General features: G+C 66.6%; 9 protein-coding genes. 6 read left to right on the forward strand and 3 right to left on the reverse strand.

Translation table 11 applies throughout. From position 1 onward, the window contains the following. Positions 1-82 precede the first annotated feature (82 nt). The 6 genes from ACFWPX_RS09895 (at position 83) to ACFWPX_RS09920 (ending at position 8,647) form a co-directional block, all read left to right on the forward strand. Positions 83-3,865 (forward strand): murein biosynthesis integral membrane protein MurJ, encoded by a 3,783-nt coding sequence (locus ACFWPX_RS09895; protein WP_378927083.1) that lies wholly within the window; start codon positions 83-85, stop codon positions 3,863-3,865. A gap of 298 nt (positions 3,866-4,163) precedes the next feature. Then, on the forward strand, positions 4,164-4,760 hold the full coding sequence (sigM, locus tag ACFWPX_RS09900) for an RNA polymerase sigma factor SigM (RefSeq protein ID WP_378927221.1): 597 nt from the start codon (positions 4,164-4,166) through the stop codon (positions 4,758-4,760). 96 nt (positions 4,761-4,856) lie between these two features. Next, a complete protein-coding gene (locus ACFWPX_RS09905) occupies positions 4,857-5,624 on the forward strand; it encodes a hypothetical protein (RefSeq protein WP_378927084.1) in 768 nt (255 codons plus the stop codon). Positions 5,625-5,941: 317 nt separating this feature from the next. Beyond that, positions 5,942-6,928, forward strand: a complete 987-nt coding sequence (trxB, locus tag ACFWPX_RS09910) for a thioredoxin-disulfide reductase (protein WP_378927085.1) — start codon at positions 5,942-5,944, stop codon at positions 6,926-6,928. 41 nt (positions 6,929-6,969) lie between these two features. Beyond that, positions 6,970-7,302 (forward strand): thioredoxin, encoded by a 333-nt coding sequence (trxA, locus tag ACFWPX_RS09915; RefSeq protein WP_056822621.1) that lies wholly within the window; start codon positions 6,970-6,972, stop codon positions 7,300-7,302. 133 nt (positions 7,303-7,435) lie between these two features. After that, positions 7,436-8,647 carry a peptidoglycan-binding protein gene (locus ACFWPX_RS09920; RefSeq protein WP_378922067.1) on the forward strand — a complete coding sequence of 404 codons (1,212 nt, stop codon included), beginning with the start codon at positions 7,436-7,438 and terminating at the stop codon, positions 8,645-8,647. Between the two features lie 136 nt (positions 8,648-8,783). Here the strand turns inward: ACFWPX_RS09920 and ACFWPX_RS09925 are convergent, their stop codons facing one another. From ACFWPX_RS09925 to ACFWPX_RS09935, 3 genes are all read right to left on the reverse strand, one after another. Then, the gene (locus ACFWPX_RS09925; protein WP_378927222.1) at positions 8,784-9,509 is read right to left on the reverse strand and encodes a GNAT family N-acetyltransferase; all 726 of its coding nucleotides are present in this window, start codon (positions 9,507-9,509) and stop codon (positions 8,784-8,786) included. Positions 9,510-9,589: 80 nt separating this feature from the next. Then, entirely contained in the window at positions 9,590-10,621 is a 1,032-nt protein-coding gene (locus ACFWPX_RS09930; protein ID WP_378922069.1) for a ParB/RepB/Spo0J family partition protein, read from the reverse strand. A gap of 39 nt (positions 10,622-10,660) precedes the next feature. Continuing rightward, entirely contained in the window at positions 10,661-11,602 is a 942-nt protein-coding gene (locus ACFWPX_RS09935; RefSeq protein WP_378922071.1) for a ParA family protein, read from the reverse strand. Between the last annotated feature and the right edge of the window lie 571 nt (positions 11,603-12,173).

Genomic DNA, 12,173 nt, shown 5'->3' on the forward strand with positions numbered 1-12,173 from the left:
TCGACCCGATCAGGCCGGTGGGCGGCGGCAGAGTCCACCGGAGCAGGGGCGACCCGTGCCCCCGCGTGGAAGTTTCCCCGGGATGCCCGCTGCGGATTCCGCGCGGGCAGGTGCGGGATCCCGCGACCGCAGGCCGGGAGCGGGCGGTTCGCCTGCTGTTGATCGGTCTGCGGAGCGGACTCAGGTCATCGCCCGGCCGAAGAAGGTGGCCGCCGAACCTGCGGCGCAAGAAGCGGGCAAGGCCCCGATGAGCGCCAATGCCAAGCTGCTCAAGGACTCGGGTTCGATCGCGGTCGCCACGCTGATCAGCCGTATCACCGGTTTCGCCAAGCAGCTGTTGCTGCTGACGGTGCTCGGTCCGGCCATCGCCAGTGCGTTCATCTCCGCGAACCTGATCCCGAACATGATCGCCGAGCTCGTCCTCGGCGCCGTGCTGACCGCCATCGTCGTGCCGACCTTGATTCGCGCCGAGCAGGAGGACGCCGACAACGGTGCCGCGTTCGTGCGCAGGTTGGTGACAGCGGCCTTCACCGTGCTGTTCATCGCCACCGTGCTGACCTTGGCGGCCACGCCGATCCTGGCCGGTCACGTGCTCGTCTCCGCCGACGGCAAGGTGAACACGGACCTGACCGTCGCGCTGACCTACCTACTGGCACCGGCGCTCCTCTTCTACGGCATGTCGGCGTTGTTCACCGCGATCCTCAACACCAGGCAGGCGTTCAAGCCGGGTGCGTGGGCCCCCGTGATGAACAATGTGGTCGCGTTGACAGTGCTGGCGGTCTACGCGCTGACACCCGGCGAGATCACCCTCGATCCGGTGCGGATGAGCGATCCGAAACTGCTGGTTCTCGGCCTCGGTATCACCGCGGGCGTAGCGACACAGGCGCTCTGTCTGCTGCCCGCGATCCGCAGGCACGGGATCAACTTGCGTCCACTGTGGGGTGTCGACGCGCGCCTCAAGCAGTTCGGCAAGATGGGCATCGCGATCATCTTGTACGTGCTGATCAGCCAGGTCGGCTTGGTGGTCGCGAACAACATCGCTTCCCAGGCCGACGTGGCGGGTCCCGCGATCTTCGCGAACGCATGGGCGCTGTTGCAGCTGCCCTACGGCGTGATCGGGGTAACCCTGCTCACCGCGATCATGCCGAGGCTGAGCCGCAGCGCCGCCGACGACGACACCCCCGCGGTAGTCGACGACCTGTCCGTCGCCACCCGGCTCACGATGATCGCGATGATCCCGATCGTCACATTCATGACCCTCGCGGGCCCGGAGATCGGCCAGGCGCTCTACGGCTACGCGCGATTCGCCGGGGACGCCGAACGGCTCGGCGATGCCGTGAGCTGGTCGGCGTTCTCGCTGATCCCGTATTCGCTCGTGCTCATCCATCTGCGGGTGTTCTACGCGCGCGAGCAGGCGTGGACACCGACCTGGATCATCCTCGGCATCACGACGATCAAGATCCTGATCTCGGCACTGGCACCGGTCATCGCCCGCGACAGCGACGATGTGGTGATCGTTCTCGGTGTCGCCACCGGCCTCGGATTCACCGCGGGCGCGGTGATCGGCGGCGTACTGCTGCACCGCAGCCTCGGCGACTTGCGCATGGTCAATGTCGGCCGAACTGTGACCAGAGTGTTGCTCGCCTCGATCGCCGGCGGCGCGGTGATGCTGATCGTCGATACGGTGACCGGACTCGACCGCGTCTCGGGGGGCGCGGGCTCGCTGCTGCGCGTTGTCATCGATTCGCTGGTCATGTTCTCGGTGGCGTTCGGCCTGATGCGTCTGGCCGGTATCCCCGAGGTCGTCGCCATCACCGTCGCGATCTCGCGCAAGCTCGGTATCACCCCGCCCGCGCCGGATCTCGGACTCGACGACACCCCGGCAGACGACATCTACGCGACCACCGTCCTGCGCCGTCCCGATACCTATGGATTCCCCGCATACGGGCAGTCTTTGGACACCCAGACCATGGTGCTTCCCGTCATTCGACCGGGCGCTGTTGACAGCACCGGTAAAGCACAGTTCCCGTACGCTGTTCCGCAGACCGACACGGGTTTTCAGGCCGAAGGAGGACCGAGGGTGAGCGATGACGCGGTGGGCGGCGTCCCGGCCGCTGATTCTGCGGCGCGCGCGGCAGCAGGAATGTCCACCGAGGTCGGGCCCGATGCGCCGAACTCGACGGATTCCGAGCATACCGACGCGCCAGACGAAGGCGATACGCACGAGGAAGACGCGCGTTCGGCCATGCCGCCGCACGATCCGACATACGACACCGGCATGTTGCCGATCCCACCGCAGGTGCCCCCGAGCGCCGCGGCCAACCGTGGTCAGCGCGGCCCCAAGCTCATCCCCGGCGCGTCGGTCGCCGGTGGCCGGTACCGGCTGCTGGCCGGTCACGGTGGTGCGCGCGGGCTGAAGTTCTGGCAGGCACTCGATATCAAGCTCGATCGCGAGGTCGCGCTGACCTTCGTGGACGCCGATCAGACCTCCAGTGAGAACTCCGGTCACGACGGCCCGCAGGCGGTGCTGTCGCGCACGCTGCGACTGGGCCGGATCAATTCGCCCGGCCTTGCCAGGGTCCTCGATGTGGTTCGCGGCAGCTCCGGCGGCATCGTCGTGGCCGAGTGGACCCCCGGCCGTTCGCTGCGCGAGATGGCCGAGACCGTGCCGTCGCCGATCGGCGCGGCCAGGGCCATCAGGGCACTCGCCTCGGCGGCCGAACTCGCCCACCGTGGCGGCGGCTCGCTGTCGATCGATCACCCCGATCGGATCCGGATCAGTGCCTCCGGTGACGCCGTCCTGGCGTTCCCCGGCACACTCGGCGATTCCGACGCGCAAGGCGACGTCCGTGGCCTCGGCGCGATGCTCTACGCCCTGATCACCGCGCGCTGGCCGATTCGCGTCGGCGGTGTCACCGGCTCGGCGGCCACCATCGGCGGGCTGCGGCTGGCCGATTTCGGGCCCGACGGCACCCCGGTGGAACCGCGGCAGATCCGGCCGGAAGTGCCGTTCGAGATCTCGGCCGTCGCGGTTCGCTCGCTGGAATCCAACAAGGGCGTTCGCACCGCTGCCACCGTGCAGCACGTGCTCGAGCAGGCCTCGGTCGTCGACCAGAAGACCGACTTCATTCCGGTCTTACGTCTGGGTCAGCGGGCGGTTGCCCCCGGTGCCGATTCGCTCGCCGACCCGGAACTGCTCGCGGCCGAGCGGGAACGCTCCAAGCGGATGATGTGGATCATGGTCGCCCTCGGCGTGCTCGCCGCGCTGGTGGTCGGCGTGCTGATCTGGTGGATGGTCAGCATCTTCGCGCCCGGCGCGTCGGACAAGCCGCTTGACCAGCAGATCAATATCGGGCTCACCTCGAGTGTGGCGCCGCCCGCGGCGTCGGCACCGCCCGCCGATGACCCCGCGGCACCGCCGACGAGCGTGCCGGTGCCGGTCACCGGTGCCGCGGTGTTCTCCCCGGAGGGCACGCCCGACGGCGCCGCGGCGGCGGGCGCGGTGCTCGACCACAACGCGACGACGGTCTGGCGCACCGATCAGTACTTCCAGCAGTTCCCCGCCCTCAAGAAGGGCGTGGGACTGCTGGCCACGCTGCCGACCCCGGCGAAGCTGACCAATGTGTCGATCACCTCGCCCAGCGCGGGGAGCACCGTCGAGATCCGCACCTCGCCCACCGAGGCGCCCACCCTCGACCAGACCCAGCTGATCGGCTCGGCCAAGCTCGGTGACGGGGTCACCGATATCGCCGTGCAGACCGATCAGGCCGCTCGTTTCGTGCTCGTGTGGATTACCGGACTGGCGAACTCCGGCGGTCAGTTCCAGACCGCGATCGCCGACGTCCGCTTCGACGCGGCACCTTAGTCCGTAAAACCCGGACCGCACCCCTCCCACCTCCGCATCGACGCAGGTGGTCGATCATTTCTGGGCCCGTTGCCGATCTTCATCGAACCGCGGTCCGGTTGGTGCGTAATTGTTATCAACGATATGATCCCTGCGCGCTCTCGGTTGGGAGTTACCCAGGATTTGTCGACGTCGATCCTGGACGCCGCGTAGTAGTCAGGTGATGGATCGGCCTTGTTTCGCCGACTTGAAGTCGCCGTAATGAGCGCTGTCCAAGGGGTCAGTTTTGTCGCCGGATGTCAACGAGCAAGTCCGCGGTGTGCCACCGCGGCAGGTCGCGCCCAGCGTCCGCTCGTTCCTGGAGAACGGCAGCGACAAGCAATTGCTTGCCGCCCACGTGCGCGGGGAACCGCACGTCTTCGCCGAGCTGCTGCGCAGGCACTCCGACCATCTCTGGCAGACCGCGCTGCGCACCTCCTACAACCGCGAGGACGCCGCCGACTGCCTGCAGGACGCGCTGTTCTCGGCCCATCGCACGGCAAGCTCGTTCCGCGCCGAATCCGAGGTGCGCAGCTGGCTGCACGCGATCGTGGTCAATGCCTGCCTCGACCGGATCCGGCGCAACAAGACCCGTCGCGCCGTCTCGATCCTGCCCGACACCATGCCAGAGGCGATCGACCCGCATGATGCGTTTGCTCACTACGAACTGTCCACCGTTGTGAGCGAGGCGTTGTTCACCCTCCCTGACGAACAACGGTTGGCCCTGGTGATGACCGAGATGGAAGGTCGCAGCGTCGCCGAAACCGCCGCTGCGCTCGGCGTGGCGCCGGGCACGATCAAGAGCCGATGCGCCCGAGCGCGCGTACGTTTGCAAGAACGTTTGGAATTTTTCCGGGATCCAGGGAACCGGATGTAGTCGGGATGCGTCATTAACAGTGACGAACAAGTCAGCGATGTAAATCCTGCGATCCGATATCGACAGAACAGGGGAGGTGCGAGGGTGTCTCGATCCGTGCCGCAGCCTCCGTTCCCGTCGGAACTGCTGGCCGATCTGCATGCCGACAACCTCGCGCCCGAACTGTGCGAGCAACTGTGGCCCGTGGTCCGCACCGACGTAGACGCGCTGCACTACCTGAACAAGCTCGACGAGGTGAACACCCACCTCCGCACGCTCGCCACCGACGAGCGGGTCATGCACCGCATGCCCGACGACGTGGCCGACCGCATGTTCCGTTTCGTCGCCCAGCTCGACGCGGGGGACGGGCCGACCGACCGAATAACACCGCTCTCGGCCGTTCCCCAGACGTCGCCTGCCGAGCCGCCCGCACCAACCGCCGACCGGGCCCCGATCTCGCTGGACCGATACCGCTCCCGGCGCCGACTGGGGCTGCTCGCCGCGGCCGCCGCTACGGTGGCCGTCCTGGCGGGAGCCGGTGCCGTGTTCAGCACCCTCGACACCACCGAGGGCACCCCCACCGCCGCGCCGTTCACCGAACCGGCGGCCCCCGACGACGAACTCACCACCGCCGCCGCGCTGCGCGCACTGGGCAAGCGCGATGTGATCGGGCCGCTGGCCGACGACGCCGCCCTCACCCGCTGTGTGCAAGCCAACGGCATCGACCGGGCGGTGCTCGGAGCGTCGAATATCACCTTCCGTGGCTCCGACGCCGTCCTCGTCCTCGTCCAGGGCGCCGAGGCCCCGACCATTACGGCTCTCGTTGTCGGCACCGGCTGCACGACCGGAACCCCCGAACAGCTGACCCTGCGCGACATCGGCTGACATCAGGTAAAACCGGGCCCGGGGCGGTTTAGCTTGCTGTGTTTGTTGGAGCGCTGACGCGCTCGAGTCGGGGCCCTTCGGGCCCCCGATCTTCCCTCCCTCCGGGTACTCCTTCGTCGCACCCTCCGGTCAGTCCAGATCGGGGCGGGCCCCTTCGGGTAGGGACATATCAGGGTTACTCGGACCAGGTTGTGCACTTGGTTGTTTGTTTGTGCGCCTTGCACCACTTGTGGGCAGCACCGACGTGCTGTGGGAACAACACCGTTTAGGCTGTTGTTAATCGACACGTCCCCACATTGCTTTTTCGGAAGGGCCCCATGAGCACGCCAGTTCGCGACCTGATCATCGTCGGCTCAGGACCCGCCGGCTACACGGCGGCCGTCTACGCCGCCCGCGCGGAGCTTTCGCCGCTGGTCTTCGAGGGCACCCAGTTCGGTGGCGCCCTGATGACCACCACCGACGTGGAGAACTTCCCCGGCTTCCGCGACGGCATCATGGGTCCCGACCTCATGGAACAGATGCGCGACCAGGCCAAGCGTTTCGGCGCCGAGCTGCGCACCGAGGACGTCGACGCGATCGACCTGTCCGGCCCGGTGAAGAAGGTCACCGTCGGTGACGAGACCTTCGAGGCCTACGCCATCGTCCTCGCGATGGGCTCGGCCGCGCGCTACCTGAACGTGCCGGGGGAGCAGGACCTGCTCGGCCGCGGCGTGAGCGCCTGCGCCACCTGCGACGGCTTCTTCTTCAAGGGCCAGGACATCGTCGTGGTCGGTGGCGGTGACTCCGCCATGGAGGAAGCGACCTTCCTCACCAAGTTCGCCGCGAGCGTCACGGTCGTACACCGCCGTGAGGAGTTCCGTGCCTCGCGGATCATGCTCGAGCGCGCCAAGGCCAACGAGAAGATCAAGTTCCGGCTCAACTCCGAGGTCGTGAAGGTCAACGGTGAGAAGAGCGTCACCAGCCTCACCCTGCGCGACACCCGTACCGGCGAGGAGTCCGAGCTCGACGCGACCGGGCTGTTCGTGGCCATCGGCCACGACCCGCGCAGCGAACTCGTCAAGGGCCAGGTCGCACTCGACGGCGAAGGCTATGTGCAGGTGACCGAACCGGGTACCGCCACCGACGTGGCGGGCGTGTTCGCCGCGGGCGACCTCGTCGACCACACCTACCGGCAGGCGATCACCGCCGCGGGTACCGGCTGCCGCGCCGCGATCGACGCCGAGCGCTGGCTCGCCGAGCAGGGCGACATCACCGCCAACACGCTCGACCACGCCGACGGCCCGGCCGCCGTGCGCACCAACTGATTTCGAGTATTTCGAGTTCCACCCCTGTCGAGGAGACACCCATGGCCGAGAGCGCCAACACCATCACCGTCACCGACCAGTCCTTCGCTGATGACGTCCTGCTCAGCGAAAAGCCGGTGCTGGTCGACTTCTGGGCCGACTGGTGCGGCCCGTGCAAGATGGTCGCCCCCGTGCTGGAGGAGATCGCAGGCACCCACGCCGACAAGCTGACCATCGCCAAGCTCGACACCGAGGCCAATCCCGGCATCGCCCGCGACTACCAGATCCTCTCGCTGCCCACGATGATCTTGTTCCAGGGCGGCAAGCCGGTGAAGCAGATCGTCGGTGCCAAGGGCAAGGCCGCACTGCTGCGCGAGCTCGACGGGCTCATCTAACACAGAGCATCCGATAAAAGCGTCTCCTACCGGCCGACGCGCCGTAGGATGCCTGGACCCGGGATTCCCGCAAAGCGGCCCGGGTCTGCGACAATTGACGCCACGCTCCGGCCGAAGGAAAGGGCTCTCACGCATGCACCGACTTCGTCACGGCGATTCAGGACCAGCCGTCGCAGAGGTTCGGAGCACCCTCGCAAGCCTCGGCTTCCTGCATCTCCCACACGTCGAATCCACCGACGTCCCGGAGTATTGGAAAGACACCGAGGCGGTGTTCGATCGGCCCCTCGATTCGGCGATCCGCGCGTTCCAGCAGCAGCGCGGTCTCCTCGTCGACGGGGTGGTCGGTCCGGCCACCTATCGCGCGCTGAAGGAAGCCTCCTACCGGCTGGGTGCTCGCACGTTGATCTACCAATTGTCGGCACCGCTCTACGGTGACGACGTGGCCACCCTGCAGCGCAAGCTGCAGGATCTCGGCTTCTACGTGTACCGGGTGGACGGGCACTTCGGCCCGCACACCCACGACGGTCTCAGCGCGTTCCAGCGCGAGATCGGTCTGTCCGCCGACGGTATCTGCGGACCCGACACCTTGCGCTCGCTGGATCTGCTCGGCGCGCGTGTCACCGGTGGCAACCCGCACCGCATCGCCGAGGAAGAAGTGGTGCACCGGGCAGGCCCGCAGCTCACCGGTAAGCGGATCGTCATCGACCCCGGATTCGGCGGCACCGACAAGGGTTTCGCGGTACCCACCGAATTCGGCGACGTCTTCGAGTCGGAGATCCTGTGGGATCTGGCTTCCCGCCTCGAGGGCCGGATGGCCGCGACGGGCATGGAAACCTTCCTGTCCCGGCCGTGGGGCGCCAACCCCACCGATGTCGAACGCGCCGATACCTCCAACGCCTTCGATGCCGATCTGATGATCTCGCTGCGCTGCGCGACCAGTGACAACCCGTCGGCGAAGGGGGTGGCCGGCTTCTACTTCGGCAACTCCCACGGTTCGGTGTCGATGATCGGTCAGGTACTCGCCGGCTTCATCCAGCGCGAAGTAGTGGCCCGAACCTCGGTGCAGGACTGCCGGACTCATCAGCGCACCTGGGACCTGCTACGCCTGACCAAGATGCCGACCGTTCAGGTCGACCTCGGCTACCTCACCAACGACTACGACGCCTCGGTGCTCACCAACCCGCGCATGCGCGACGTGATCGCCGAAGCGATTCTCATCTCGGTGAAGCGGCTCTACCTACTCGGCCAGGACGACCAGCCCACCGGCACCTACACCTTCGCCGAGTTGCTCGCCGAAGAACTGGCGGCCGCCGACGCGGGCCACGTTCCAGCCCCGCGCGTGTAGTTCTACAAAGACCAACGGCCCCGCGGTTTTCCGCGGGGCCGTTTCACTGATCTCGTGACTACATGGGTAACTCACCGGGAACGGGCCAACCGGCTCCCCGCCTTCCGGCCAGCCGCGTCACTATCCGACAACGCACCTAAATCTGGCCAGAAGTCACGGGGAGGCGGATCTGCGCAGCCGCCAGCAGTTGGTCGAGTGCGCGCTCGACGTCTTCCTTCCAGCCGTGATCGGAGTTGAGCTCCAGCCGCAGGCGGGGGAAGCGGTGATGCGGGGCCACCACTTCGAAGCCGACCTCGGCGAGGAAATCCGCGTCGATCATGCAGGTTTCGGGAGTGCACCTCGTCGCCGACGACGGGTCGCGCAGTGGCGCCGCGATCCGTTCCATCAGCCGCATCGACGATCCGAAGCCCCGATCGGCCACCGAACTGGACGGTGGGCCGTTGCGAATGCCGAACGCCTCCAGCGCACGCACGCCACGACGCACCAGATCGGCCACCACGGCCTGAACAAGGCGATGGGCTACATCGGCCTCGTCGTAGGGGAATTCGGCCTGCAGCGTGGTCAGCAGGACCGCATCCGGGCTCACGGGGGAGGTGGGGAACAGTGCCGACCGCGGCACCGCACTCGGGGGGGAGTACAGCGCGCAGCCCGCGAGGTTGTTGTCCACGTGGGCCACCTGCCCGCACGAGCCCCATTCGAGCATCACCGTCGAGAGCCAGGCTTCCTTCTCGAAGACCGGATCGCTGAACGCGTGCGAGTCAGCGGCGACGGCCGGGTCGAGCTCCCAGAACACACACCGCCGGGTGTGCGCCGGGAGCTGACCGAGCCCGTCGAGAGTCAACGCCGTGACGCTGGTCGACACCGCTCTGTTCAGCCTCCAGCTGTCGGATTCATCCACGCTCACGCCACATCACTATCCACAGTACGTGCCGCCTCTTTCAGTCACAGTGACGTTTCGGGGCCGACTTGCTCCATCAGCGCCACGATGCGCTCGAGATCTTCGACCGAACCGAACTCGACAACGATCTTGCCCTTGTTCTTACCGAGGCTGACCGTGACCCTGGTGTCGTAAGACCCCGAGAGTCGCTCGGCAACATCCTGCAGTCCCGGCATGTGGATCGGTTTGCGTTTCGGTGCCGGGGGAGCGGTCGGCGAGGGCTCGCGATTCGCGAGTTGCACCGCTTCCTCGGTAGACCGAACCGACAGCCCCTCTGCGACGATCCGCGCCGCCAGTACTTCCTGTGCGTCCGCGCCGGCATCCAAGCCGAGCAGCGCCCTGGCGTGTCCGGCCGAGAGCACCCCGGCGGCCACCCGACGTTGCACGGGAATCGGCAGTTTCAGCAAACGAATCATATTCGTCACCACCGGCCGGGATCGACCGATTCGCGAAGCCAATTCCTCGTGGGTGACATCGAATTCCTCGAGCAGCTGCTGATAGGCCGCCGCCTCTTCGAGGGGGTTCAGCTGCACGCGGTGGATGTTCTCGAGCAGCGCGTCACGCAGCATCGAACCGTCGTCGGTGTCGCGGATAATCGCCGGGATGGTGGCGAGTCCGGCTTCCTGGCAGGCGCGCCAGCGGCGCTCGCCCATGACCAACTGGAACTTGTCGACGCCCGGTTCGATACGGCGCACGACGATCGGCTGCATGAGACCGAACTCGCGAATCGAGTGCACCAGCTCGGCCAGTGCGTCTTCCTCGAAGACCTGACGCGGCTGCTTCGGGTTCGGCTCGATCAGGTCCGCGGGAACCTCGCGGTACACCGCGCCGCCGGGGGAGACCAGATCGGATTCGGGCTCGGGTTCCGGCTCGGCGTCCGGAACCCGATGCAGGAATGCCTCGGCCGGTTGCGGGCCGATCGGATTGATCCCGATCACGCTTGCCGCGGCACTACTCAGGCCCGGCGTCACGGCCGGACCCGTCGGGATCAATGCGGCCAACCCGCGACCGAGACCGCCCTTTTTCGCCTGACTCATCGGCTACCGATCCCTTCTTCGTTCCAACTCACGCTCACGCTACGACGCGTCTTGCTTCAGCTGCGCACGACTGGCGAGCTCGCGTCCCGCGTCCATGTAACTCATCGCACCGCGGGAGCCTGGATCGTAATCGAGCACGGTCATCCCGTAGCCCGGCGCCTCCGAGACCTTCACGCTGCGCGGGATCATCGACTTGAGGACGACGTCTCCGAAGTGGTTGCGCACCTCCTCGGCAACCTGGTCGGCCAGCTTGGTGCGGCCGTCGTACATCGTCAGCAGGACGGTCGACACGTGTAGTTCCGGGTTGAGGTGCGCCTGCACCAGCCCGATATTGCGCAGCAGCTGACCCACGCCTTCCAGCGCGTAGTACTCGCACTGGATCGGGATCAGCACCTCCTTGGCCGCTACGAGCGCGTTGACCGTGAGCAGGCCGAGCGAGGGCGGGCAGTCGATCAGCACGTAATCGATGTCGAAACCGACCATGCCCGCCTCGCGGATCGCGGTCTTCAACCGGCCTTCCCTGGCGACCATCGAGACCAGTTCGATCTCCGCGCCGGCCAGATCGATCGTGGCCGGAACACACAGCAGGCGCTCGCTGTGCGGGCTCACCTGGATCGCGTCCTTGACCGTCACCTCGCCGATCAACAGCTCGTAGCTGGACGGCACACCCGAGTTGTGTGCGACGCCCAGCGCCGTACTCGCGTTCCCCTGCGGATCAAGATCGACCACAAGGACCGTCATTCCCTGGTGCGCTAGCGCCGCAGCGAGATTGACCGTCGTAGTCGTCTTACCGACGCCGCCCTTCTGGTTGGCGATAGTGATGATCCGTTGCTCGCGAGGTTTCGGCACATTGACCTTTCCTGGATGCAGAATCTGGCTGGCGCGTTGCGCTTCCGCCGCGATCGGGGTCTCGGCCGGGGAGATATGCCCGAAAGGAGTATTCCCGAACGTCTCCGCGTCGAAGTTGCTGGAATCCAGCATCCCCGGGACCCGCGACGTTGTTTCCCGTGAAACATTCGCCGGACCGCTCGACATAGATTGCTCCTAACCCGAGAAACTTCAGATCACGTATCCCCGACGAGCGTCGGCGCCGTGTCGTCACAAACAAACTGTGTCGGTGGAGAACTCGAAGACTCGAGGAGGGTGGCTCACTCCCGCCCGACTCTGACAGCTTGCCAGCCCTAAGTCAGTTAGGAAAGCTGAATCGCGGCACGCCGAGAAGGACACGCCTATTCCGCCTCTCCGAGCCTTCAGCGTGCCGTCCGGTAGCGCGACTGTTCTCCTTCGGCCTCACGTGATGCGGGTAGCCATTGGGAGGTGGTTGAGGAGTTACCCATGTCCTCGCGAGATCAGTCGGCTGCGTCCCGCCGATCAATCTCCGCAGCGAGGAACAGTCCGCGTTCCACGTGAAACCATCCACACCGCACACACCAGGTCTGCCATGACCGCACTCCCAACCCGCACCCGCGACCCCTAGGGAGCGGCGGCCACGAAGTGGCCGGGGGGGGGGCCGCGCGGCCCCGGGGGGGGCGGGCGAGGACGGAGAGCAAGC

This window comes from Nocardia sp. NPDC058518 (assembly GCF_042719655.1).
In the GTDB taxonomy this organism is placed as follows: Bacteria; Actinomycetota; Actinomycetes; order Mycobacteriales; family Mycobacteriaceae; genus Nocardia.

Coding starts and splice junctions, on each gene's coding strand:
- ACFWPX_RS09895 (WP_378927083.1), top strand. CDS start 83: ATGCCCGCTGCGGATTCCGCGCGGGCAGGTGCGGGATCCCGCGACCGC.
- trxB (WP_378927085.1), top strand. CDS start 5,942: ATGAGCACGCCAGTTCGCGACCTGATCATCGTCGGCTCAGGACCCGCC.
- trxA (WP_056822621.1), top strand. CDS start 6,970: ATGGCCGAGAGCGCCAACACCATCACCGTCACCGACCAGTCCTTCGCT.
- ACFWPX_RS09920 (WP_378922067.1), top strand. CDS start 7,436: ATGCACCGACTTCGTCACGGCGATTCAGGACCAGCCGTCGCAGAGGTT.
- ACFWPX_RS09930 (WP_378922069.1), bottom strand. CDS start 10,621: ATGAGTCAGGCGAAAAAGGGCGGTCTCGGTCGCGGGTTGGCCGCATTG.
- ACFWPX_RS09935 (WP_378922071.1), bottom strand. CDS start 11,602: ATGCTGGATTCCAGCAACTTCGACGCGGAGACGTTCGGGAATACTCCT.